At 44.7% G+C, this 25769-nt stretch carries 21 protein-coding genes; 14 read left to right on the top strand and 7 right to left on the bottom strand.

The features are described from left to right. Nucleotides 1–247 precede the first annotated feature (247 nt). The 8 genes from ACED46_RS09265 to ACED46_RS09230 are packed head-to-tail and all read left to right on the top strand — an operon-like array spanning nt 248 to nt 9469. Nucleotides 248–652 carry a DUF6088 family protein gene (locus ACED46_RS09265; protein ID WP_119298491.1) on the top strand — a complete coding sequence of 135 codons (405 nt, stop codon included), beginning with the start codon at nt 248–250 and terminating at the stop codon, nt 650–652. Between the two features lies 1 nt (nt 653). After that, on the top strand, nt 654–1595 hold the full coding sequence (locus ACED46_RS09260; RefSeq protein ID WP_371721318.1) for a nucleotidyl transferase AbiEii/AbiGii toxin family protein: 942 nt from the start codon (nt 654–656) through the stop codon (nt 1593–1595). Nucleotides 1596–1614: 19 nt separating this feature from the next. Next, nucleotides 1615–3132: a type I restriction-modification system subunit M gene (locus ACED46_RS09255; RefSeq protein WP_371721316.1), complete on the top strand. Its 1518-nt coding sequence runs from the start codon at nt 1615–1617 to the stop codon at nt 3130–3132. After that, complete coding sequence (locus ACED46_RS09250) at nt 3122–4381, top strand: restriction endonuclease subunit S (RefSeq protein WP_371721315.1); 1260 nt, start codon at nt 3122–3124, stop codon at nt 4379–4381. The genes ACED46_RS09255 and ACED46_RS09250 overlap by 11 nt, the downstream gene beginning before the upstream one ends. A gap of 28 nt (nt 4382–4409) precedes the next feature. After that, nucleotides 4410–5171 carry a hypothetical protein gene (locus ACED46_RS09245; RefSeq protein WP_371721314.1) on the top strand — a complete coding sequence of 254 codons (762 nt, stop codon included), beginning with the start codon at nt 4410–4412 and terminating at the stop codon, nt 5169–5171. Nucleotides 5172–5218: 47 nt separating this feature from the next. Beyond that, nucleotides 5219–8506 carry a type I restriction endonuclease subunit R gene (locus ACED46_RS09240; protein ID WP_371721313.1) on the top strand — a complete coding sequence of 1096 codons (3288 nt, stop codon included), beginning with the start codon at nt 5219–5221 and terminating at the stop codon, nt 8504–8506. Nucleotides 8507–8508: 2 nt separating this feature from the next. Beyond that, complete coding sequence (locus tag ACED46_RS09235; RefSeq protein WP_371721311.1) at nt 8509–9285, top strand: M48 family metallopeptidase; 777 nt, start codon at nt 8509–8511, stop codon at nt 9283–9285. Nucleotides 9286–9295: 10 nt separating this feature from the next. After that, nucleotides 9296–9469 (top strand): hypothetical protein, encoded by a 174-nt coding sequence (locus ACED46_RS09230; protein WP_181027904.1) that lies wholly within the window; start codon nt 9296–9298, stop codon nt 9467–9469. A 419-nt stretch (nt 9470–9888) separates the two neighbouring features. On the opposite strand, the gene ACED46_RS09225 is transcribed toward ACED46_RS09230, so the two are convergent. Together ACED46_RS09225 and ACED46_RS09220 are read right to left on the bottom strand one after the other, a co-directional pair. After that, nucleotides 9889–11517, bottom strand: a complete 1629-nt coding sequence (locus tag ACED46_RS09225) for an ABC transporter ATP-binding protein (RefSeq protein ID WP_229647897.1) — start codon at nt 11515–11517, stop codon at nt 9889–9891. A gap of 12 nt (nt 11518–11529) precedes the next feature. Further along, entirely contained in the window at nt 11530–12024 is a 495-nt protein-coding gene (locus ACED46_RS09220; RefSeq protein ID WP_017068585.1) for a hypothetical protein, read from the bottom strand. A 240-nt stretch (nt 12025–12264) separates the two neighbouring features. Here ACED46_RS09220 and ACED46_RS09215 point away from each other — a divergent pair, with 240 nt between their 5' ends. Further along, the gene (locus tag ACED46_RS09215) at nt 12265–14625 is read left to right on the top strand and encodes a Lon protease family protein (protein ID WP_017061577.1); all 2361 of its coding nucleotides are present in this window, start codon (nt 12265–12267) and stop codon (nt 14623–14625) included. Nucleotides 14626–14788: 163 nt separating this feature from the next. Here the strand turns inward: ACED46_RS09215 and ACED46_RS09210 are convergent, their stop codons facing one another. Next, nucleotides 14789–15535 carry a flagellar brake protein gene (locus tag ACED46_RS09210; protein WP_017067648.1) on the bottom strand — a complete coding sequence of 249 codons (747 nt, stop codon included), beginning with the start codon at nt 15533–15535 and terminating at the stop codon, nt 14789–14791. Between the two features lie 272 nt (nt 15536–15807). Here ACED46_RS09210 and ACED46_RS09205 point away from each other — a divergent pair, with 272 nt between their 5' ends. The 3 genes from ACED46_RS09205 to ACED46_RS09195 are packed head-to-tail and all read left to right on the top strand — an operon-like array spanning nt 15808 to nt 18423. Continuing rightward, nucleotides 15808–16092 (top strand): GNAT family N-acetyltransferase, encoded by a 285-nt coding sequence (locus ACED46_RS09205; protein ID WP_017065024.1) that lies wholly within the window; start codon nt 15808–15810, stop codon nt 16090–16092. Nucleotides 16093–16103: 11 nt separating this feature from the next. Next, nucleotides 16104–17252 (top strand): phosphotransferase, encoded by a 1149-nt coding sequence (locus tag ACED46_RS09200; RefSeq protein ID WP_017061579.1) that lies wholly within the window; start codon nt 16104–16106, stop codon nt 17250–17252. Next, nucleotides 17242–18423: an MFS transporter gene (locus ACED46_RS09195; RefSeq protein WP_371721310.1), complete on the top strand. Its 1182-nt coding sequence runs from the start codon at nt 17242–17244 to the stop codon at nt 18421–18423. The genes ACED46_RS09200 and ACED46_RS09195 overlap by 11 nt, the downstream gene beginning before the upstream one ends. A gap of 108 nt (nt 18424–18531) precedes the next feature. Here the strand turns inward: ACED46_RS09195 and ACED46_RS09190 are convergent, their stop codons facing one another. Further along, entirely contained in the window at nt 18532–19446 is a 915-nt protein-coding gene (locus tag ACED46_RS09190; RefSeq protein ID WP_371721309.1) for a DMT family transporter, read from the bottom strand. Between the two features lie 332 nt (nt 19447–19778). Next, nucleotides 19779–20672, bottom strand: coding sequence for a DMT family transporter (locus ACED46_RS09185; RefSeq protein ID WP_017071977.1), 894 nt, complete (start codon nt 20670–20672; stop codon nt 19779–19781). 123 nt (nt 20673–20795) lie between these two features. Here ACED46_RS09185 and ACED46_RS09180 point away from each other — a divergent pair, with 123 nt between their 5' ends. Then, entirely contained in the window at nt 20796–21278 is a 483-nt protein-coding gene (locus ACED46_RS09180) for a MarR family winged helix-turn-helix transcriptional regulator (RefSeq protein ID WP_136982344.1), read from the top strand. Nucleotides 21279–21377: 99 nt separating this feature from the next. Here the strand turns inward: ACED46_RS09180 and ACED46_RS09175 are convergent, their stop codons facing one another. Beyond that, nucleotides 21378–21818: a heme-binding protein gene (locus ACED46_RS09175; RefSeq protein ID WP_008220964.1), complete on the bottom strand. Its 441-nt coding sequence runs from the start codon at nt 21816–21818 to the stop codon at nt 21378–21380. A gap of 101 nt (nt 21819–21919) precedes the next feature. Beyond that, the gene (gene aceB, locus ACED46_RS09170; protein WP_371721308.1) at nt 21920–23545 is read right to left on the bottom strand and encodes a malate synthase A; all 1626 of its coding nucleotides are present in this window, start codon (nt 23543–23545) and stop codon (nt 21920–21922) included. 314 nt (nt 23546–23859) lie between these two features. On the opposite strand from aceB, the gene gcl reads away from it, so the two are divergent. Further along, nucleotides 23860–25632 carry a glyoxylate carboligase gene (gcl, locus tag ACED46_RS09165; protein ID WP_371721307.1) on the top strand — a complete coding sequence of 591 codons (1773 nt, stop codon included), beginning with the start codon at nt 23860–23862 and terminating at the stop codon, nt 25630–25632. Nucleotides 25633–25769: the final 137 nt, after the last annotated feature.

Below are 25769 nucleotides of genomic sequence, written 5' to 3'. Positions count from 1 at the left end.
GCTATCTTGGTGTTGAAATAGAAGATGCATTAAAGATCTCTGAGAATACCGACTCTTGAACTAGGTCAGCATTTGCTATTGGCAATGGCTGAATTAGAACCTCTTCACTTAAAGTTATTTATTTACATTAACTTATTTGTTTTTAGGTGTATGGCGATGCCGTTTTTCTTCATTCTGTCATGCCGTATCTATTCCTTGAATGTACACGGTCAGTTATACTGCTGTTATTGTACGTAAGGAGGTTCAAATGACAGCAGTAGACCGCATTTATCAAAAGATAAAGCGTTCAAGACGTTATGTATTTGAACGCAAAGACTTTGATGGATTTGCAAGCTATGACCAAATCGGTCGGGCCCTGAGGCAGCTTGTGCAGCAAGGTGAGTTAATGAAGCTTGGCTATGGCTTGTATACCAAAGCAAGAATCAATAGCCTCACTGGCAAGCCCATGCCCACCAATCCAGGTGGCACCGATGCCCTTATGCGAGAAATTCTTAAAATGAAAGGCGTTGATTTTGAGATGGATAGTCTATCGCTACAAAGTCTTTCAGGCACGAGTACCCAAATTCCATCTTCTATTCAGTATTCATGGGACCCAAAACAGTTTAATCGCAAACTGGTGGTCGGTAGCCGTGTGCTGAACTTACCTAGTTAGTATGAACACACTAAAACAACAATTTCTTGAGGTTTCCGATGCGCTTGAGCTTGGAAATCCAGCCATCATTGAAAAAGATTACTGGGTCGTTGCCTTACTAGCCGAACTAGCGAAAGTTTGTCCTGAGCATCATCAAATGGTCTTTTCTGGCGGCACGGCGTTGGCGAAATCAAACGTTAAAATTCTAAGAATGTCGGAAGATGTGGATATAAAACTCATCCCCAACCCAACATTTGATGAATTGAGTCGAGCAAAAAAGAAAGCCGCGAGAAAGGCATGTGTTAACGAGATTGAACAGGCGGTCACCCAGTCAGAGCTATTTACCGTTGAAACGCGCTCTGTGCGAGATGAGTACCGCTACGTCGAGTTTGAACTTAAATACCCGCAGCAGTTTAGTCAAGCGCCCTGCCTTCGCCCCATCATCAAGTTAGAGTTAATCGAAACCATTCCATTACTGGATGTAGAGTCGCGCAGCATTCAATCTCTGGTTGCAGAGTTGCACCAACAACCACAAGAAGTGAGTGCATTTGATTGCGTCTCTATCCATGCCACATTGGTTGAAAAAATCATTTCGATGCTGCGCCGTACAATGTCGGTAAAACGCAATACGGAGCGAAGCGATGATGTTGCTTTAGTTCGCCATATCTACGATGTGCACTGCATAACAAAGCTCTCAATGCCAGAAATCGACTCGATTGACGGTCTATTCAAAGCGATATTGGCAGAAGATATTACGCGCTTTGGCAATCAACATGCAGAGTTTGTTGCCAACCCCAAACAAGAGCTACAACTTGGCCTTAAAGAGCTTGAGGAAAATGCAATATTCCGCCAACGCTTTCAGGACTTCGTCACGCCAATGGTGTTTAACACCGAATCCCATGATTTTGATACCTGCTTTGCCTCATTTAAACGCATTGCAGCATCGCTAATTGAAAAAATTTAACGCTATTCGAGATAACTTAATGCCAAACTCTACTATCAACCAAGATGAAATCAACAAAGCCGTCTGGTCGGCGTGTGATACGTTCCGTGGCACCGTAGACCCATCCATCTACAAAGACTTCATCTTGACCATGCTGTTCTTAAAATACATCTCAGATGTACGCCAAGACAAAGTAGAAGAACTTACTACCCAGTTCGCTGGTAACACCGATATGGTTGAAGCGATGCTGGCGAGCCAATCATTCAAAATTCCAGCAGGTTCAACTTTCTGGGACTTGTACGAGGCCCGTTTTGAAGCAGGTAATGGCTCTCGTATTGACCAAGCGCTGCACGCGATTGAAGAAGCCAACGGCACCAAGCTAAAAGGCGTGTTCCAAGACATCAGCTTTAACACCGATAAACTGGGTGATGAAAAGCAAAAGAACGACATCCTACGCCACCTATTGGAAGACTTTGGTAAGCCAACGCTAAACCTACGCCCTAGCCGTGTGGGTTCGCTGGATGTGATTGGTAATGCTTACGAATACCTGATCAAACACTTTGCTGCTGGTAGCGGTAAATCGGCAGGTGAATTCTATACCCCACCAGAGGTGTCGGATCTGCTTTCTATCATCCTAGAGCCACAACAAGGTGACAGCATTTGTGACCCAGCCTGTGGTTCAGGCTCACTATTGATGAAGTGTGGTAAGCAAGTTCAAAAGAACTTTGGCGGATCTAAGCAGTATGCTCTGTTTGGTCAAGAAGCGATTGGCTCTACATGGTCACTGGCGAAAATGAACATGTTCCTGCATGGCGAAGACAACCACCGCATTGAATGGGGCGACACCATTCGTAACCCTAAGCTACAAGACAGCAATGGTGGCTTACTGCACTTTGACGTAGTAACCGCAAACCCGCCATTCTCGTTAGATAAATGGGGTCATGAAGATGCAGAAAGCGATCACTTTGGTCGTTTCCGTCGTGGTGTGCCACCAAAAACCAAAGGCGACTATGCGTTCATCTCACACATGATCGAGACTTTAAAACCTGAAACTGGTCGTATGGGTGTGGTTGTGCCTCACGGCGTGCTATTCCGTGCATCAAGTGAGGGCAAAATCCGCCAACAATTGATTGAAGAAAACTTGCTAGATGCAGTGATCGGTTTACCTGAAAAGTTGTTCTTTGGTACGGGCATTCCAGCGGCAATCTTGATCTTCAAGAAGAAGAAAGACACCAACGATGTGATGTTCATTGATGCTTCGCGTGAGTTTAAGTCTGGCAAAAACCAAAACGTACTGACACAAGAGAACATCGACAAGATCGTGAAGACTTACCGCAGCGGCGACAACGTGGATAAGTACGCGTATGTGGCAACCCTTGATGAGATCCGTGAGAACGACTACAACCTGAATATCCCTCGTTACGTGGATACCTTTGAAGAAGAAGCAGAAATCGATTTGATGGCTGTGCGTAGTGAGCGTTTGGCGCTGCAAACCGAGCTGGCCGACCTAGAAGCGGAAATGGCGGGCTACCTAGAGGAGTTAGGTTATGGTGCCTAATGGTTGGGAGCAAATTCGCTTAAACGATGTGACAGAATTCATTACGAGTGGCTCTCGTGATTGGGCAAAGTTTTACTCAGATTGTGGAAGTAAATTTGTTCGAATGACAAATTTATCTAGGGACAGTATTTATTTAAAACTAGATGACATGAAATATGTTGATGTCAGCAGCAAATCTGCCGATGGGAAAAGAACATCATTAAGTGCAGGTGATGTTCTTATGTCAATTACTGCCGAATTAGGAAAAATTGGCTGGATACCAGAAAATTTTGGTGAAGCTTATATCAACCAGCATACAGCCCTAATCCGCTTGAATGATAAGCGAGCTAATTCGCAATATATTGCCTATTTACTGTCATCTAAAGCAATGAATCATCGTATTAACAAACTGAATGATTCAGGTGCCAAGGCTGGTTTAAACTTGCCTACGATTCGTTCAATTTATATTAATCTCCCACCACTCCCAGAACAACGCAAAATCGCCCAAATCCTTTCTACATGGGATAAGGCAATTTCAACCACTGAAAAGCTGATTGATGCCAGCAAGCAGCAGAAAAAAGCCTTAATGCAGCAGTTGTTGACGGGTAAAAAGCGGTTGGTTGACCCGAAAACGGGTAAAGCATTTGAGGGAAAGTGGGTGCAAGGTAAGCTCGAAGACATAGCAGTTATAGATAGCGGCTTTGCATTTAAAAGCACATCATTTGTTCAAGATGATGAAAACTCGGTTCCAATCATCAGAATGAGTGATTTTAAATCTGGAGGACTCGATGTTAAAGAGGCAGCACGAGTCTCAATAGAAACTGTGAATGGACTAGATAAATTTAGATTACATGTTTCAGACTTTGTTTTTGGAATGTCAGGAAGTTTATCCAATTATGGTTGGGTGAAAGACCAAGACATTCCTTGCTATTTGAATCAACGAGTGGGTCGCATTCGAAGTAAAGCAATGGCGATACAAAATTTCGTCACTTACCTTTATCTTTCTGAGAAAGTACAACAAAATATTTTGGATAAAGCTGCTGGAGCTGCTCAACTTAATATAAGTGTGACAGATTTAAGAGTCATGGCTATTTCGTATCCGTCAGTTGAAGAACAACAAAAAATTGCTTCTGTACTCACTAGTGCCGATAAAGAAATCGAGTTGCTAAATGCCAAGCTTGCGCATTTGAAGCAAGAGAAAAAGGCGTTGATGCAGCAGTTGTTGACTGGTAAGCGTCGCGTGCAAGTTGCGGAAACCGAAGTCGCTTAATCCACTCTCTAAACCTAGGTAATACACAATGTTAGTTTTCAACTGTACTAAAGCCGCTGCTAATTTTTTATCGCCACATAAATCTCAAGACTCGACCCCATTGCTTCAAGCTGTTCCTGAGTTTGATATTGAACATATAGGCTCATCTGAACAACCAATCTCACAATGGTTAGTTCAACATACAAAAGAATTAGACCAAGACATCTTGTATGTTTGTCATGTGCAACACCGCTTCACTATGGTCTTTACAGAGATCGAACAAGGCAACTGGTTGAGCTTTATGCAATGTTTCTGGGAGCGTCTTGTCAATCATCTTTCTTGGTTAGTTGATGAGATGCCATTTGACGTTAAGAGTACACCACAAGATTGGGTGGATAATATGCGAATTGTCCACAGTCCTCGCGGAGAGCGCGCTATTTTTTGTCAACGGTATAGTGCCAGTGTCAATGCCAGTGTTGGTCGATTTCGTTCTCACTTTGAAACTGCATTGTATGAGATAGGCTGTTTACCAGACAATGAAGAGGCCGCGGGGTTTGAATTTGATGAGAACGCTCGTATTCACTTTTCTGGTCGCAGAAATGGTATGTTCTATCCTGCGCATGAGCTGTTTTGCGAGTGTTTAGAAACTTATATGGGTGTAACCGAGAATGAACTGGCAACATTCAAATCATTATCTTTAGACTACTTTGAGAAAATATTACACGACATGATAAGTGGTCCAAATATTGATCCTGAAGATTCGCTCAAAGTATTGCATTCCCTTATAAATAATGCAGAAGTCAAAAGGTAATCAGCATTAAACAATGCGTAAAGATACAATAAAAAAATAGGACGACAATGTCAGGCAACTTACCCAACTTCCGTGAAGAGCAAAGTGCAAAAATCCCTGCACTAACTTTGCTTACTAACCTTGGCTACCAATTCATTCCACCGAGTGAATGCATGGTGATGCGTGGTAACAAAACCACGGTGATTTTGCCGCAGGTGTTACGCAAGGTTCTGAGCTTTAAAACCTATTCATTTATGGGGAAAGATCGCCATTTATCGCAAGCTGCGATTGATAAAATCGTGCAAGAGCTGGCTAACCCTGCGATGAATGAAGGGCTAAAAGCGGCCAATGAAAAGCTCTATAACGCGTTAACCTACGGCATTAGTGTCACTGAGTTTGTCGAGGGTAAAAAAGCCAACCCAACCATTCAAATTATTGATTGGGACACGCCTGAAAACAACCAGTTCCATTTCACTGAAGAGGTGGACGTAGACAATACTCAAGGAACAACTTACTACACACCCGATATTGTATGTTTTGTTAATGGTTTGCCGTGGGTAGTGATTGAAGCAAAACGTCCTAATTCGTCAAAGACAGGGAAGCCGACGATTGATGAAGGTATCTCTCAAACGATTCGAAATCAGAAGCAAGAGTATATTCCAACCCTGTTTGCTTACAATCAGTTGGTGATGTCCGTCAATGGGCATGATGGACGCTACGCTACATGCGGTACACCGAGTAAGTTTTGGGCGAAATGGAAAGAAGAAGAAATTAGTGAAAGTACCTTTGAACGCCTCAAAAACACTCCGTTGAATAACGTGCAACTGAATGCGATTTTCAGCCATCGCACGCCAGCAATCAAAGACGAATATCTATCACTGATTGCAGGCGGTGACTTGGTGGTGACCGATCAAGATCGCTTATTGGTATCCTTGCTACGCCATGACCGCTTACTAGAGCTAACCCGTTTATTCACATTGTTTGATAAAAAAGCAGGCAAGATTGTTGCGCGTTATCAGCAGGTGTTTGGCATTAAAGCCTTAGTGGAGCGCATCACCTCTTTTGATGACAAAGGCGCACGTAATGGCGGTGTGATCTGGCATACCACAGGTTCGGGCAAATCATTCACTATGGTGTTTTTGTCAAAAGCACTGATTTGGCTAAAAGAGTTAGCGAAATGCCGCGTTGTGGTGGTGACTGACCGTGTGGATTTAGAAGATCAGCTTGCTCGCACTTTTGCCTCTGGCGGCGCGCTGTCAGATAAAGACAAAAAAGAGGCAATGGCAACCACAGGTAAACGCCTTGCTGAGCAAATCGGTAAAGGCAATGAGCGCATCATCTTCTCGATCATCAACAAGTTTGGTACGGCGATTAACCTACCTGAATGCTACAACGATAGCCCAGACATTATCGTATTAGTGGATGAGGGCCACCGTAGCCAAAACGGTGAGAATAACATCCGTATGCAGCAAGCTTTGCCAAAAGCCGCTTATATCGGTTTCACAGGTACACCTCTGCTGCAAGACGATAAAACCGAGAACAAATTCGGTAAGATCATTCACTCTTACACCATGCAGCAAGCCGTCGAAGATGGCACCGTTACGCCGCTGTTGTACGAAGAGCGTATTCCTGATCTGAGCACCAACGATAAAGCCATTGATGCATGGTTTAACCGTATTACCGATACCCTATCGGAAAAGCAACGTGCAGACTTAAAACGCAAGTTCGCGCAAAAAGGTCAGATCTACCAAACCGAAGGGCGCTTAGAGCTAATTGCGCACGACATTTCTGATCACTTTCAAAACTTTAAGCAGCAAGGTTTGAAAGGACAACTGGCGTGTGATTCTAAAGCCTCTGCAATCCGCTATAAGAAGCTGCTAGATCAAATAGGTAAAGTCACTTCTGTGGTTGCGATGTCGCCACCTGATACCCGTGAGGGACACGATAGCGTCGATAGTGAAAGCACCGATTTCGTACAAAATTGGTGGAAAGCCAATGTCATCGATCAAGGCTGGTCAGATGAAAAAGCCTATACCAAACACATCATTGCAGAATTTGAAAAGGATGAAGGTCCCGACATTATGATCGTGATCGATAAGCTGTTAACGGGCTTTGATGAGTCTAAAAACACGGTGCTCTATATCGACAAGCCATTAAAGCAGCACAACCTTATTCAAGCCATTGCGCGAGTTAACCGCTTACATGCGAAAAAGCAATTTGGTTATTTGATTGATTACCGTGGCATCTTACGTGAATTGGATACCACTATTGAGAAATACCAAGATTTAGCTGAGCGTACCCAAGGTGGCTTTGATATCGATGATCTCAAAGGTTTATATAACCGCATGGATACCGAATACAAGAAGTTACCAGGTTTGTATGATGACCTGTGGGCAATTTTTTCTGGAGTGAAGAACAAGCAAGATGGCCAAGCACTGCGTCAGGTATTAGCACCAAAAATTGAAAATATTGATGGTCAGCTAACTGATACCAACTTAAAGCTACGTAATGATTTTTATGATGCGTTGACCGCGTTTGCTAACTGCCTAAAAGTAGCACTTCAATCAGCGACGTACTTTGAAGATAAGAGCTTCGACAATAAGCGAGATCTATACAAGAGCACGCTGAAATCCATGAGCCAACTGCGCCAACAAGTACGTGCTGATGCAGAGGAAACCGTGGATTACGATGAGTATTCGGAAAATATTCGCGCCATGTTAGACAAGCACATTGCAGGCGTTTCGATTGAAGAGCCAGAAGGCGCTTATCTGGTTGGCAACATGGGTAAAGATGCCAAACCAGAGCAAATGACCGATGATGAAGCCAAAAACAAAAAGGATGTCATCACAGGCCGTGTGACCAAGATGATTGAGCAAGATTTGGCGGATGATCCGTATGCCCAAGAGTATTTCTCAAACTTGTTAAAGCAAGCTATCGAGAAAACCAAGGAGATGTTTGATAGCCCTGTTAAACAATATCTTCTGTTTGCGGACTTCGAACAGCAAGTCAAAGACCGTGATGTAGCAGGATTACCAACGGATCGCTTTGCAGAGCTTGATCCTAAAATCAAACGCCATGTTCAAGCCTACTTTTGTCTGTTCTTGAAAGTGTTGGGAGATCCGTTACCTCTAACCGAAGAGCAGTGCTTTCAGTATGCGTTAGACATTGATGGCATTGTGCGTAAAGCGGTTGCCGAGTTTTCAATTAACCCATCGGAGATTGAAAACCAGATCCGTTTAGGGCTGCTGCCACTGCTGTTCGCGGATGTGGGTATCGACAAAGCGCAAGCCATTATTACAGATGTCATTCAAATCACCCGTCTTGGCCTGTCTGGTAACAATACGTCAGGTCACTAAGTATGACTTCTGTTAACCATAAAGAAGGCAATATCGAGGAATACAGCTTCATCTACGGTGATGAAGCGGTTACCTATGAAGTGATCCGCAAGGTATTTGCTGAAGGCAAGAAAAAGAAAATCACCATCCGAGTGCATCCAGATTGTCGAGTGGCTGTCACAGCGCCTCAAGACGCTGAGAAATCGGCAATACACGAAGCGGTTATGCAACGCGCTCAATGGATTTGGAATGCACTGGTAGAGTTCCGAACTCATTTAGAATACGTTCAAACCAAGCACTACGTGAGCGGTGAGATGCAATTCTATCTAGGCCGTCGCTATGTATTAAAGGTGGTTGAAGACAGAGATGCCATTTCCAGCGTGAAGATGGAACGAGGCAAGTTGTTAGTCACGCTCAACCGCTTTAATGAAGATAAGGCAAAGCTCGTCAAATCACTGGTGTCTGGTTGGTATGGCGTTCGCGCAGAGCGCATATTTCATGAACGCTTAGCTGAGCTTTTACCGCAGGCAACGTGGGTAGAGGGCATCCCATCATTTCGTATTATGCCAATGCAAAAACAATGGGGAAGCTGTTCAGCCAAAGGCACATTGATGCTCAACCCTCATCTGATTAAAGCGCCTAAAGAGTGCATTGATTACGTGATCTTACATGAGCTTTGCCACATCGCGGAATACAACCATAGTGAACGCTTCTGGCGCTTATTAACCAGCGTGATGACGAACTGGAAAGAAGTGAAGAGCCGTTTAGATGGGATGGCGGAGTTGTACTTGAATGAATAAGGATGACTGAATGAGATGTCCTACTTGTGAAAAACAAATTGGCTGGGATTGGCTCGAAGATGAGTGTATTGACCCCAATGAAGAATTTGAGTGCCCTCATTGTGGTGAAACTTTACGTTATGAGATTGATGAAGGCACATATCTTGGTGCCCAACATATAACGATTGAAGTTGTGGATGATTAAAAGTGCGCCTACTAACTATTCTGAGTATTAAGCAACCTACAAAGTGAATAGCTATTCATCTTCATAAGTGGCTTCTGTATTGGTTCGAGTAAAAAACTTCAGGGAATGGGTGCTTTACTCTAAGTAAAATTTGTCCAAAAACGAGTTGAACTAAGCCGCTCTTCGACTATGACGACTACCAGCGAACTCTGTTTAAAGTCCGTTAATTTTAGCAAACCTTCATAATCACTGGTTCGAATCACTGGCGCGAATCACTGAGTTGATTTTTCATATACGCCAGAAACGAAAAATGTCGCATCCATGCGACATTTCTCTTTTGGCGGCCAAACCAGTTTTGCTATATCCATTCTAGATTTCAATCCATTAGGAGATTATTCAGAATGTAATTATAAGACGCTGTTAATGTTGATTAGTTCCCTTTATGCGGCATTTTTTTTCGATTTATCTTCTAAGTCGAATGACGCAGCGATTAATTTCTTGGTGTAGTTGTTTTTCGGCGCATTGAAAATCTCTTCTGCAGACCCTTCTTCCATTACTTCGCCCTTCTGCATCACCAGTACGCGATCCGACAGTGCTTTCACTACCGAGAGATCGTGGCTGATGAACAGGAAGCCGATATTGTGCTTGGCTTGAATGTCTTTCAGCAGGTCAATCACGGTCAGTTGTACTGAGCGATCGAGTGCTGAAGTCGGTTCATCCAGCAAAATGAAAGAGGGCTCTAGAATCAGTGCGCGAGCAATCGCGATACGTTGTCTTTGCCCGCCAGAGAACTCATGTGGATAACGGTTTATTGAATTCGGCTCTAAGCGAACTTCAATCAATGCTTTGCGCGCTCTTTCTAAACGTTCTTGCTTGGATAGATGAGGTTGATGCACCGTTAAGCCTTCGGTGATGATTTCCCCAACTGTCATGCGTGGTGATAAAGAACCATAAGGATCTTGGAACACCATTTGGACATCTTTCTTGAGCTTGTGACGCTCTTTATCATTTAATAAGCTAACGTCTTGGCCTTTGTAAACAATACGTCCGGTACTCGGCAGCAAGCCGATTAATGCACGTCCAAGGGTTGATTTACCTGAACCAGATTCACCAACAATGCCTAGCGTTTCGCCTTGCTTAAGATTCAACGAAATGCCTTTTACGGCTTCGAAGTACTGGCTTTTACTCTTGATAAAGTGTGATTTCACCAAGAACTGAACTCGGATGTCGTCAGCACACAATAGTTCTGGGGCTGTCGCCTCAACAGGAACCTTAGCGCCTTTCGGAATCGAGTTAATGAGCATTCTTGTGTAATCATGTTTAGGACTATCGAACAAAGATTGAGTCATCCCTTCTTCTACGAGCTCACCTTTACACATCACTAGCACGCGGTCTGCAAAGTGTTTCACCACACCTAAGTCATGGGTGATGAACAAAATTGCCATTCCCATCTTGCCTTGGATCTCTTTGATAAGAGCAAGCACTTCAGCTTGAACCGTTACATCTAATGCAGTTGTAGGCTCGTCAGCAATCAGGATATCCGGTTCATTAATCAGCGCCATTGCGATCATGATGCGTTGCAGCTGACCACCCGAAAATTCGTGAGGGTACTTGGTGTACGACTTTTCTGGCATTGGCAAGTGCACAAGATTAAACAGCTCAATCACTCGCTGTTTGGCTTGAGACTTTGACACTTTACGATGCCACATAATAGCTTCTGCCACTTGAATGCCGACGCGCAGGTATGGGTTCAAAGATGTCATCGGCTCTTGAAAGATCATGCCGATTCTGTCGCCACGAATCGACTGCATTTCACGCTCTGATTTTTCGAGAACAGACTCGCCTTCAAACTCAATTTGAGACTGCGGATCAATAATGGCGTTGTCTGGAAGTAGACGCATCAGTGCGTTGGAAGAGACAGATTTACCAGAACCTGATTCACCAACAATGGCCAAGGTTTCGCTGGATTTAAGGGTAAAGTTAACCTTTTTCACCGCATCAACGATTCCATCGTTGGTTTTGAAGCTAACGGAGAGGTTATTGACTTTAAGAAGAGCCCGGTCCGACATGATATATCCTTATCAATTTAAGACATTAGGTGAAGATTGAACTTCTGACGTTGTTTTAAGTTGCCCAAAATGGTGATGAGCACGTTGAATTTGTTCTAGTTCGAGCATCCAATGCGAACTGCGCTGAGCGCTGCAAAAAGCGATCAGGTGATTGAGCAAACCTTCGCTCTGCTTTTCCAATAATCCAAAGGTACGTTGAATCAGCTCAGTGTTCTCCAGAGAGATAAATTGCATCAGAGCGTAAGATTGATTCAAGGTATCGAAGGCTTGTTGGTGCTGACCTAATCGGTTGAGTATCTCTGATTGAGCGACGCTCGCGTCTCTTAACCCGGCAAGCAAGCAGGCAAATTGGCAAGGCTTGATATCGCTTTGGTATGCTGCATCTTGGATGTGATGAGGAAGTGAGGTTAGAACATCACCATAAAGGCGTTGTGCTTCTGGCCAGTGACCTTGTTCCATTAACTGTTCAGCTTTTAGGTAGTGCATCCAGCATCGTTCAATTTCCATATCCACATCCTCAATTTATAATATCAGAAAATGTTAATGATATTTATTATCAATTGCAAATTAAAATCATTCACATGTTAAGTTGGTGAATTAAATGACGAGCTATTCCTAAAAATGGCTTAAATTGTGTGTTATTTGTTCAGTTGAACAGCTGTGTAGCGTAAGTCACTAAATTTGTAGGAAATTACATCTACACTGATTTTATCTACACCCAAGTAATGAAGGACTAAGGAGGCGGCGATGGCGATGCAAAGACTCAATACAGAACAGCTGTATCAGGTAGCGGATTTAGACAAGCTACCATGTAAGTCGACCAAAGAACTGGCTCCAATTGACGAAATCGTCGGGCAGGAACGGGCACAAAAAGCCGTTGAGTTCGCGATGTCAATCAAGGAAAAGGGTTACAACATTTATGCGATAGGGCGAAATGGTCTGGGTAAACGCACCATGATCTTGCGCTATCTGAACCGTCACCCTCAAGAAGTGCAGGAGCTTTTTGATTGGTGTTATATCGCGAACTTTGAAGATATTCGTACACCTAAGGTACTGAAATTGCCGCGTGGCGTTGGCAGCAGCTTAAAGCAAGATATTGAAAAATTGATGCGTAAACTGCTGAAAGGTATGCCTCTAGCGTTTGATAACGAGATGTACTTTAGCCGTGCTGACAGGCTTAAAAACCAATTAGCAGCTAAGCAACAAGCCGCGTTAGAAAGCATTAGCCAAGAAGCGAAAGACAAGGGCATTAACCTGACGATCACCACTCAGGGTGATTACCAGTTTGTGGCAATGAATGGCGATGATCTTCATACCGAAGAGAGCTTTGATCTGCTTTCGCCGGAAGAGCAAGATCAATTCGATAAAACCATTGATGGATTGGAAGTCGGTCTGCGAACCATTTCTCGTGAGTTGACGGAACTTGAAGAGACGTACACTGAGAAAATTCAAAAACTGAATGATGATACGGCGCGAGACGTGATCACGCACTTCATCAAGCAATTGAAGAAGGATTACAGCCAATATCCAGACATTAAAAAGTACCTAACGGCACTGCGTAAAGACATTGTCGACAACGCTGACATCTTCTTAGAAGAGAGCACTGAGCAAGCCGAAGTTGCAACCGCTTCTTTGGATAAGAAAATGCCGCGTCGCTACAAGGTTAACGTGATTGTGAGCCAAAAGGAGGAGACTCTGCCGATCGTGGTGGAAGAGAATCCAAATTATCACTCTCTGTTTGGCTATGTAGAAACGGCAACGTTCAAGGGCACTGTCTTTACAGACTTCTCATTGATTCGTGCAGGTAGCTTACACAGAGCTAACGGTGGCGTATTGCTGATGGATGCGGTGAAGGTACTTGAGCAGCCGTACGTTTGGGAAGGCTTGAAACGAGCGCTGCGTTCACGTCAATTGAGCTTCACTTCATTAGAGAAAGAGGTGACCTTAACGGGCGCGGTATCGCTTGATCCAGAGCCGATTCCATTGGACGTCAAGATCATCCTGTTTGGCGACTACCGAACTTACCAACTGCTGCAACACTACGATGCAGAGTTTGGTGAATTGTTCCGTGTGACGGCCGATTTTGAAGATGAGATGAAGCGTACTCCCGATTCTGAAATGCACTACGCGCGCTTTATTTCGAGTATCGTGCACGACAACAACATGCTGCATTGTGACCGTAAAGCGATCGCTCGCATCATTGAGCACAGCTCTCGTCAGGCGGGTGACCAAGGTAAATTGTCTCTGCACTCGGCACACATTGCTAATCTGCTTCGTGAGTCAAACTACGTGGCGAGAGGTTCAAAGTCGAACCTGATTCGAGCAACACACGTCGACCAAGCGTTATCTAACCAACAGATGCGTGTCGGACGACTGCAAGACAGTGTGATGGAGACGTTTACCAACGGCACAACACTGATCCATGTTGATGGTCAGGCGGTTGGGCAAGTGAATGCTCTGTCTGTATTAAGCACCACCGATCACATGTTCGGTGCGCCAAACCGAATTACTGCCACCACGGCTTACGGCGATGGTGAAGTGATTGATATCGAAAGAAACGTAGACTTAGGTGGCAGCATTCACTCAAAAGGCGTGATGATCTTGTCGGCTTACCTTTCTTCCGTATTTGGCAAGACAGCCAAAGTCCCGCTCACCACTAACATCACCTTCGAACAATCGTATGGTGGCGTCGATGGTGACAGTGCGAGTATGGCTGAGTTCTGTGCGGTGGTGTCAGCGTTTTCTAAGCAGCCAAACCGTCAAGACATCGCGATTACAGGCTCGATGAACCAGTTTGGTGAGTCTCAGCCTATTGGTGGTGTGAACGAGAAAATTGAAGGTTTCTTTGATGTGTGTGAAATCAAAGGGCGTTCAAACGAACAAGGGGTGATCATCCCGCGTTCAAATGTTCACAACCTGATGCTGCGTAGCGATATCGTGAAAGCGGTTGAAAAGGGCGAGTTTAATATCTGGGCGATTGACCATGTAACAGAGGCGATTGAGCTGTTCACAGGCAAAGCCGCTGGTGAAGCAAGTGATGAGGGTAGCTATCCAATTGATACTATCTTTGGTATCGCCCAAGCTAAATTGAACGCACTGCGCAAATAGTTTGAATATCTAGATAGCTAAACAAATAAACAAACAGCCAAAACGCAAAAGCCATCGATTCTAGAGTCGATGGCTTTTTTGTTGGTTGAGGTTTAGTTTGCCAGTGAACTAATTGTAGTTGGTCAGCTTGCTGTATTCGGTGAAAGTCGCGTGTTAAAAGGCGTTACCCATTTCGTAAGCAAAGCTTGGTGCCATCGAACTTCAGTTTTGCCAACAAGTGTTTGGCGTTAGCTCGGCCAATATCATCAAATTCGACACCGTATCGAGCGTAGTGTGTCGATTTCTGTAGATTGCAGACGATGCCTCGCAATGGCGGAATCAGTGGTCCGTTGTAGTTCTCAGGGGTTATCTCAATAGACACGCGATCGGCAATCTGAATCGCACGAGAGGTTGGTGAGGTAACGAAACGACAACCACTTTTCGATAAATCTCGTATCTCACAGTTTGCTCGCTGGTCGTTGAAGATGATTCTTGAAGCCAGATTCACTTCATAGCGTGTTTCTTTACGCAGCTGAGTCACTTGCATCGTGCTTGGTGTTGAAAGTACAAGAATAGGGAAGGGTTCACCAATCTTATGGTGAATTTGGCTTCTAAAGTGGATAAGCGCGCCTTCACCTCGTAGAGAATACGCACGAGCGGTCATCCAAAAACCTTCTTGAAAGAAAAAGTTCAGATCTTCATTGGATACCTCGGGAACCTCAACCACAATACAGTTATCACTGTGCGTTCCGATAAACCTGGTGGTGGCGAGAAACTTCGTGCCAACGGGAGTCGAGACATTTAATGTCAGCTCACTGCCGTGCTCAATCATGGCCAGTGCATCAGTGCTATTGATAGTGGAAACGGTGCGATTACGAGGGTCTTGAAGTGCCTGATTATGCTCCAAAGGCTTCTTCAGGGGTGCGTTCATTATATGTTCTCCATGCGCCAACATGCGTCTGTTAGATATTGATAACTTGCTAACAAGGGGTTGTTACGTGCTAGATTTAGTAGGTGTACTAACGCAATTTATAGAGTGCTTTTAATTGGTTTGAATTTTATTTATAACCACACGCTATAATAATATTTTCTTTGATTGTAAGTACTTAGTTTTATTTATATGCACTTGCGTTAGTCTATTACAAGGAATTCATACTTCAAACTTTAATTGTTTGTCGTATCCATTATTTGCAGGAGTTGAGAATGCAGGCAGTTAAATGGGATCAAGATGTGAACCAGATCACGGTTGAGTTAGAACCAGATCAGTTTGCGGTAGTTAAGTATAAAAAGGATGGCGATGTACTGCATATCACCTCAACTCGAATCCCTGATGAACTGCAAGGCAAGGGCTTTGGTAAGGCGATGATGGAGTCGGTATTGCCTGAAATTGAACAAGCGGGCTTCAAAATTGTGCCGGTTTGTAGCTATGTGGTTCACTACATGAATAGGCAGCCACAGTGGTCACACCTTCTATCCGATAAAGCATAACAACGAGTAATATGTCTCAATCAATATCGTCGAATAATCGAGCTCAACCTGAAGCGGGTTCAAGTCAAAATCAGCCAGAGCTTTATCAACAAGAGTTTTATCAAAATGAGCTTTATCAAAAAATAGCGACCTCGCTGGGTTGTCATGAAGGGTTTGATGTCCAAGTGATTCAACGCCTATGGGGTGGATATGGCGAGTTAGTTCGCTTAGTCTTTTCTCAAGAAAGCAGTGCGGAACTCAAGAGTGTGATTGTTAAACATGTCGCGTTGCCAGATAAAGCTGAACACCCAAAGGGTTGGAATACCAAACTCTCTCACCAACGAAAGGTACACTCTTACCAAGTGGAAACAGCTTGGTATCAGTCATTCACCCAACAATGGGATGAGCGCTGCCCTGTACCTGTTGGGCTGCAATGTGAACTAGAAGAGAATGAGTGGCTGATTGTGATGCAAGACTTAGCGGATATAGGTTTTCCGTTAACCTCTCATTTTGATGTTCTTGCTGCTTCTGACTATCAGGCACCTAGTTACACACGAGAAGAGCAAAAACAACGCGATGCTTGCCTTAAATGGCTCGCTAACTTTCACGCAAAGCATATCAATATCAATCAAGAGCAGTTGTCATCATTGTGGCAAGTCGGTACTTATTGGCATCTAGATACACGTCCTGATGAGCTCAATGCCTTGGCTGATTTACCATTGAAGAATCAAGCCAAGCACATCGACCGTTTACTCAAAGAGTGTCCATATCAAACCTTAGTCCATGGCGATGCCAAGCTCGCCAATTTTTGTTTTGATTCTGAAAGCGAGCGAGCAGCTGCGGTCGATTTCCAATATGTGGGTTACGGCTGTGCGATGAAAGACGTCGCCTTGTTCATGAGCAGCGCGATTAGGCCACAAGATTGCGCAGAGCTTGAATCAGAAGTACTAGATGCTTACTTCCACTACTTGAAAGAGGCATTGGCGTACTATCAGCCACACCTTTCATTTGATGAGGTAGAAGCAGCATGGCGACCAATGTTTTACGTGGCGTGGGCCGATTTCCAACGTTTCGTAAAAGGCTGGAGCCCAGAGCATTGGAAGATTAACCCTTATACTGAGCAGTTGACCTTACGAGTGCTCACTCAATTAGACGAACAGGAGTCCGTCAATGTTCGATAGAACCGCGAGCTGGAAAACGCCGCAAAACTTTTTATTACTGATTTCGATTGTTGTACCGATCGCGTTTTCGAGCTGGATGGCTCTGCTTAATAACTTCGTGATTGAGAAGGCGAACTTTGATGGCGCCGATATTGGTTTGTTGCAAAGTGTTCGTGAGATCCCAGGCTTCTTAGCGTTTACCGTGGTGTTTGTTTTAGCCTTCATTCGAGAGCAACGCTTTATGTTGATATCGCTGGCGATGCTGACCGTGGGCACGGCGATAACCGGTTTATTCCCTTCACTCACTGGATTGTTGCTGACTACGGTTTTGATGTCGACGGGTTTTCACTATTTTGAAACGCTGAAGCAGTCTCTGTCACTGCAATGGTTGAGTAAAGAAGAAGCGCCAGAGATGCTAGGTAAGATGATCTCCGTTGGCGCGTTGGCATCTTTAATCACTTATGGCTCTATTTGGGTGATGTTAGAGCAACTCAAACTCGACTTTGCTTGGGTGTATGGCATCACTGGCGGAATTGGTTTTGTTTTAGTTTTGGTGATGACCTTTGGCTTCCCTGAGTTTCAAACCAAGACGCCACAGAGTAAGAAGTTGGTACTGCGGAAGCGTTACTGGCTCTATTACGCGCTAACGTTTATGAGCGGTGCGAGAAGACAAATCTTCACTGTGTTTGCAGGCTTCTTGATGGTAGAGAAGTTTGGTTACTCGGCTGCCGACGTCACATTGTTGTTCTTGGTTAATTACCTATTTAACTTCTTGTTTGCGAAGCGCATTGGTCGATTTATCGGTGTGGTTGGCGAGCGTAAAGCGTTGATCTTCGAGTATGTTGGCTTGATTGGTGTGTTTGTCGGTTATGGTTTGGTGCAAAGCGCGGAATGGGCGGCGGCACTTTACGTGATCGATCACCTGTTCTTTGCATTGGCGCTGGCGATCAAAACTTACTTCCAGAAAATCGCAGACCCGGCAGACATGGCATCAACTGCTGGTGTCTCTTTCACCATCAATCATATTGCAGCGGTCGTTATTCCTGTCGTGTTTGGTGTGATTTGGTTGTCTTCTCCTGCAACGGTTTTCTATATTGGTGCAGTGATGGCCGTGGTTTCTCTAGCGCTATCTTTAAACATTCCGAAGAAACCTGAAGAGGGCAACGAAGTGCGAATGTTTAGCTGGCGCTAATGTTGGTCTCGATATTATGAAATAAGCAAAAAGCTCCAATAGTGATATTGGAGCTTTTTGTTTATGTGGGATATGTATATCTAATCCGCAAAATAGGTTTCACACGGATCAGTTTCTTACGGTTTTTAATTCGGTACGCAGCTTGAAGATTCCCTTTGGTGCTTTGGTCAGTAAGATGCCGCAAAGTAGAGGAATCATCATTACAAGTGACTGTTCAGATAGAACCTCACCATTGATGTAGCAAGAGATCAGCAGCGCAACCACTGGGAAGATTAGGAAGCAGATAGACGCTTGGAAAGGTGTCGAAACCTGACCTAATTTAAAGTAAGCCACAATGCCGCCAACACTCGCCACAAAGCCTAGGTAAACCACAGCAGAGATTGAGTCCCAAGTGAAAGATTCAATATTCACGTTTTCACCTATAGCTGATACAGCAAATAAGAATAGAGCTGCAATTAAGCTTGGTACGGCGTTGTAGGTCAGTACTTCAATACCTTTGCAGTGCTTTTGAACCAGCACATACATCACTGCGTGAATCGCAACAGCAAGGCCTAAGCAAACCGTGCCAATTAGGTAGTCATCGCCACCCATCTGCATTTCATTACCAAGGATTAAACATAGGCTCACAACAGCGGTAATCAAACCGAATATTTGGTGCTTCGCCAGTCGTAGACCTAAGAATAAGCCAGACATCAACATCACAGCCACAGGCATGTTGGCGAAGATGATCGACGCTAAACCTGAAGAGATGTATTGCTCGCCATAGATCATCAACGTAAACGGAATCGCGAAATACATCAACGCAACAATAAGCAGCCATTGGCGCTTACCTTTAGGGAACAGCAGTGGTTGGTTGAAGACTTTCGCCAATACTGCAAGCAGAGGTGCTGCAAGTAAAAAGCGTAACGCAGTAGCAAAAATAGGTGGGATAGAATGCAATGCTACTTCCATAGCGAACCAAGTGGTTCCCCAAATTAAGCAAACAGAGACAAAAAGCAAGATAGTTAGCGACTTCGAATTCATGGTGACTACTTATTAATAATTATTTTAAATCATAGGCTTGTAGCGCCTTAATGACGTGGCACAGTATAGAAAGGTAGTCGGAGAAAAGTTTTGTTTTTTTATCTCTAATTTGAGTTTTATGTGGAAATTAGATCTCTAATATGATTATTTTATAGAAAATAAATTCACTTTAGATAGCCTGAGTAAAGTCATTGTTCTTTGTGAGGTCTAATTTTGCTCAGGAAGTAATCAACTCGTCTAGTATGGCTGTTGGGTTATTGCTTTCAGCGTAGCAACAAAAAACGCGCCCTCAATGAGGCGCGTTTTTGAGCAATACGTTTAAGAGGCTGCGTCTACTGCGTAACAGGCTTAACTTGTTTGGATTGTCTTACCGCAAGGATAAGTTGTGGTAGCAGTGACATCACTATCATGCCGGTCATTAGTGAGTATTGTACTGCAGTGAATGATTCACCCATTAACACCATGCCTGTCACGATGCCAGCCACTGGGTTTGCGATTCCACCGAAGGTGAAATCAACCACCGACATACGTTGTAGCAACCACACATACATGCCGTAACCCAGCGCTGTGTTTAGGCCAATCACCCACACGAGTCCCATAGCATTACGAGTATCGAAATGAGTCACGGCATTAACATAAGGCTGCGGGTCGATGAATGCATGAACGCCAGACGCGACAGACAAAATCGTACCACCCAGAATCAACTGCCACGTTAATACCTTCCACCAGTGCATGCGGTTACCCAGTGACTTGGTAATGCTGCTGCCGATGACAATACACATTATTGCGGCGAACATTGCGCCTAAACCGATTGGGTTCAGAGCAATTTGGCTTGGGTTAAACAGTATCCACGCTAAGGTGATCAAGCCAATACCCGAAAGGGCCTGAATCAGATGCGGGCGCTGTTTTTTCACTACCCAGTGGAAGATCATCGCGAACACTGGCACAGAGATCATACCCACGCCAGAGATTGCCGAAGGCAGCGTTAGCGCCATCACGAAGATCAAGCCAAAGAAGGTCGCGATATTGATAAGGCCCAGTGTGAAAATGATTTGCCACTCGCCTTTTTTAGGCAGTGTTGGTTTTACTGCTAGCAATAACAAACCAGCAGGTAACGCACGCAAAGCACCCAATAATAATGGTGGCCACTCCTGTAGCGTAAATTGCGTCACTGCATAGGTTGTTCCCCAAAAGAACGCGGGGATCATTGCTAATAATATGTTCATTTAAAATATCTTTACGTTAAGATAACTATTGTGTGAACTGTATACTGAGAACTAGTGGTTGTAAAGTATCTTTATGTTAAACTAGTTTGAAGTAATCAGACTAACAACGGAGCGAGATTGCAAATGGATGCTATCGACCGCGTAGTAGAGCAATGGGCAAAGGAAAAGCCCGAACTAGATACTGAGCCTATGGCAATGATGGGTCGGATTATGCGTATTGCCAAGTATATGGAGACGCAAGTTGCCGAGCTTCATAAAAAATACGACATGAAGCTGGGTGAGTTTGATGTGCTGGCGACGTTGCGACGTTCTGGGAAGCCTTACCGACTGACGCCATCTGAACTGATTGGATCCATGATGCTGACATCTGGCGCGATGACCAATCGCCTTGATAAGCTAGAAGCCAAAGGGCTGATCAGTCGTGAACACAGCAAAGAAGACAGACGCAGCGTGAGTGTCCAGTTAACTAAAGATGGTCTTATTCTGATTGACCAAATGATGACTGAGCATGTTGAAACGCAGAAGAAGCTTGTGAAATCTCTGTCTGCGAGCCAGAAGAAAAATACTAACCAGCTGCTGAAAACATGGTTGAGTGCGTACGAGTAGTTTTTCTGATCTTCCTTTAGATTCAATAAAAAACCGAAGCCTAATCGCTTCGGTTTTTTTGTTCCTGTCTAAGAATTTCAAGTACAGAGAGTTAGCGAGTTAAGCTTGCAGCATCTCATCACTGAACAGTTCTGCGCAGCCAATACCATTAATGGCGCAGCTTTCATCAATGTCTGAAATGTCACCGCTGACCCCAATCGCGCCAAGTACCGTTTTGTCCTTATCTCGAATCAGTAGCCCCCCTGGTACTGGTACCATGTTTCCGTGTGCGAGCACGTTTACGGCGGAGATAAATGCTGGTCGATTATCAGCATCTTGGGCGAGTTTTCTAGAGGAACAACCCAGTGCGAGTGCTCCCCACGCTTTAGCAATCGCGATGTCTGGTCGCATCATGCTAGAGCCGTCTTGACGTTGCAGAGAAATCAGCTTGCCACCGCTGTCTAAGACGGCGACCGTCAAAGGTTCTGTGTGGATCTTGTTTCCTGCTTTTAAGGTGCCATCAATGATGGTTAACGCTTGTTGTAGAGTCAAACTTCCCATGTTATCTCCTAGTTTTTCAAGGGGCCGTGTACCAAGCTAAGTCAGCCAATCATTACGCTTGTTGTGAATATCATCGACTGATTCAGCTCGGTACAAGAGTCCTAACTGGACTCTTGTAATAGCCCATAGCTGGGTAAAGTTAGGAAGGCGGCGAACTCTTCGGCTGTAGAAAGTTGATAGAAAAGATCAGCTGTCTCTTCAAATCGACCAGCTGAATAGCGCGAGTCTCCGACTTCATGTTTTATCGTGTCTAACTCCTGGTAAAGCCAAGAGTGGAATAGTTGCTTGGTAAAGGTTTGGCCGTCATCAAGCGTGACGCCGTGGTGGATCCATTGCCAAATATTGGCTCTTGAGATCTCTGCGGTGGCGGCATCTTCCATTAGCCCGTAGATAGGCACACAACCGTAGCCTTGAATCCAAGCTTCGATGTAATACAGCACGATGCGTATATTCTTACGTACTCCTACTTCGTCGCGACTGCCCTCACAAGGCTTTAGCAACGAGTCTGCATTGATCACATGCTCCGGGCTTTGAAAATCCATTTGGTTTACTTTGCCATCTAAGTGCTTATCAAAGATCGACATTGCCAAATCAACCAGTGCAGGGTGCGCGACCCATGTGCCGTCGTGTCCGTTCTGAGATTCTCTTTGCTTATCTTCGATAACCTTGGCGGTTACACGCGCCATTTCTTGCGGATCTTTCGCTGGAATAAAGGCCGACATACCACCCATCGCCAGTGCGCCGCGAGCATGACAAGTACGCACCAACAGTTGGCTATAGGCATTTAGAAACTCTTGATCCATGCCGATCCCGTGGCGGTCAGGCAGGATGCGGTCTTTATGGTTTTTCAGCGTTTTGATGTAGCTGAAGATGTAATCCCAACGGCCACAGTTCATTGCCACGATATGATCACGCATTGCGTACAAGATCTCTTCCATTTGGAATACGGCTGGAAGCGTCTCAATCAAAACCGTCGCACGAATGGTGCCTTTGGGTACGTGGAAATAGTTTTCGGTGAAGCTGAAAATATCGTCCCACCACTGTGCTTCTTCCATGCTCTCAAGCTTGGGAATGTAGTAGTAAACCCCTAAACCTTGTTGTGCTCGTGATTGATAGTTATGGAAAAAGTACAAGGCGAAGTCCATCAAGCAACCGCCGATAGGCTGATTGTTGAATTGGATGGATTGCTCAGGAAGGTGGATCCCTCGTGGGCGTGCGATCAGCAGTGCAGGATCGTCGTTTAATTGGTAACGCTTCTGCTTCTTCTCATCGAAATAACTAATGGTGCCAAGGTTGGCGTCTCTTAGGTTGATTTGCCCTTCGACCATATTGGCCCAAGTCGGGGAAGAGGCATCCTCAAAGCAACACATGAAGACTTTCGCGCCTGAGTTTAGCGCGTTGATCACCATCTTTCTTTCGATAGGTCCGGTGATCTCTACGCGGCGATCCAGTAACTCTGGCGGCGGTGTTGCCACTTTCCATTCATTATTCTGACGAATGGATATGGTGTCCTTTCTGAAATTGGGTAACTCGCCGTTGTCATATTGAGCTTGTTTTATGTCGCGGTCATTTAGCAGGGTATGACGGCGATCTCCAAACTTATTAACAAGGGCTTCTAAGAACTTTAATGCATCTTTAGACAAGATCTCTTTGTACTCGGAGTTGTCCATCTTCCCAAGTACCTGCATACACAGCACATCTTTTCTCTCTTTCACGTCATTCATCATTGCTTGTCTCCTTTACACAATACGATGTCATTTTGTATACAAAATGCTCTTTTTAAGGATATTTATATTGTAGAAATTGTAAACAAGCAAACGGTATTTAACATTTATTTATCATTTGATCTTTTTGTAATTTATTTTTACGTAAAGATATTTTATGTAAAGCAATGAATTGTAAGCTTTTCAGGATGAGTACGTACTTAATGCGATGGGTTGATGTAACAAAATTGTTTCATTCTGGGGTTGATAAATAGCGAGGATGGTTCATAGTACACAAAAGTTGGTTTAATTGTATACAATCTGAATTGGAGGTTCGAATGGCAATTATGAAAGCGATTGAAGCAGCGGTAGAAGTGCTTAAACGTGAAGGTGTAGACATCGCATTTGGTGTTCCCGGCGCAGCAATTAACCCTATGTATGCGGCTATGAAAAAGCTTGGAGGAATCGACCACGTCTTAGCTCGACATGTAGAGGGTGCATCGCATATGGCCGAAGGGTACACGCGTACCAATCAAGACAATATCGGTGTGTGTATTGGTACTTCTGGCCCTGCGGGAACGGACATGATCACGGGGCTTTATTCGGCGTCTGCAGATTCAATCCCAATCCTATGTATTACAGGTCAGGCTCCGCGTGCTCGCCTTCACAAAGAAGACTTCCAAGCGGTTGATATTGAATCTATCGCTAAACCAGTCACTAAGTGGGCAACCACGGTGCTGGAACCTGCTCAAGTACCACGCGCATTTCAAAAAGCCTTTCATTTGATGCGTTCTGGACGCCCTGGCCCTGTTTTGATCGACTTGCCTTTAGACGTGCAGTTGGCTGAGATTGAGTTCGATATTGATACCTATGAGCCGCTTGAACCATACAAACCAAAAGCGACACGCGCGCAGGTTGAGAAAGCATTAACCATGATGTCTCAATCTGAAAAACCGCTGATTGTATCGGGCGGTGGCGTGATTAACGCTGGCGCGTCTGAATTGTTGCAGCAGTTTGCCGAGATCACTGGTGTTCCTGTGATTCCAACCTTAATGGGTTGGGGCTCGATTCCGGATGATCATGAGTTAATGGCGGGTATGGTAGGGCTACAAACTTCTCACCGTTATGGCAATGAAACCATGCTTAATTCTGATTTTGTGTTTGGTGTTGGTAACCGCTGGGCTAACCGTCATACCGGTTCTGTGGATGTTTACACCGAAGGCCGAAAGTTCGTACATGTAGACATTGAACCAACCCAAATAGGCCGTGTGTTCTGTCCTGATTTAGGCATTGTCTCTGATGCGAAAGCAGCACTAGAGCTAATGGTTGAAGTGGCGCAAGAGTGGCGTGATGCTGGCAAGCTGCCGAACCGAAATGCTTGGGCAAGTGAGTGTCAGGAACGCAAGTCGACCATGCTGCGTAAAACCAATTTCGATGAAGCGCCAATGAAACCGATGCGTGTTTATGAAGAGATGAACAAGGCATTTGGTCGTGACACTTGTTATGTGAGCACCATTGGTTTGTCGCAAATTGCTGCCGCTCAGTTCCTGCATGTTTATAAGCCGCGTAACTGGATCAACTGTGGTCAAGCTGGCCCATTGGGTTGGACAACACCAGCCGCATTGGGTGTACGAGCGGCCGATCCAAATCGCGATATTGTCGCTATCTCTGGTGACTATGATTTCCAATTCATGATTGAAGAACTGGCCGTCGGCGCGCAATTCAATCTGCCATACATTCATGTGTTGGTGAACAACTCGTATCTAGGTTTGATTCGCCAAGCACAGCGCCAATTTGATATCGACTATTGTGTACAACTGGCGTTCGATAACCAGAATGCACCAGAGCTTGAAGGCTACGGTGTTGACCATGTTGCCGTTGTTGAAGGCCTAGGTTGTAAGGCAATTCGAGTTCGTGAACCAGAGCAAATTGCGGCAGCGTTTGAGCAAGCCAAAGAGCTGATGAACAAGCACAAGGTGCCAGTGGTCGTTGAGCTGATTCTTGAGCGAGTAACCAACATTGCGATGGGCGTAGAGATCAATGCCATCAACGAATTTGAGCCACTTGCCGAAAGCCGCGGCGATGCCCCAACAGCGTTAGCGTACAAGTAATCATTAAGTCATGTGTATACGTAGAGCTGAGGTTTAGCTCTACGGAAAGTCTCCAAGAAATCGGAGCCTTACTAAGCAACCGTAGCTCCATCAAATAACCGTTGCTTCACTAAACAGTCATAGTTTCACCAAATAAA

Origin of the sequence: Vibrio sp. 1S139 (genome assembly GCF_041439475.1) — a bacterium.
GTDB classification, from domain to species: Bacteria; Pseudomonadota; Gammaproteobacteria; order Enterobacterales; family Vibrionaceae; genus Vibrio; species Vibrio crassostreae_C.
This window is presented reverse-complemented; position numbering and strand designations above follow the sequence as displayed.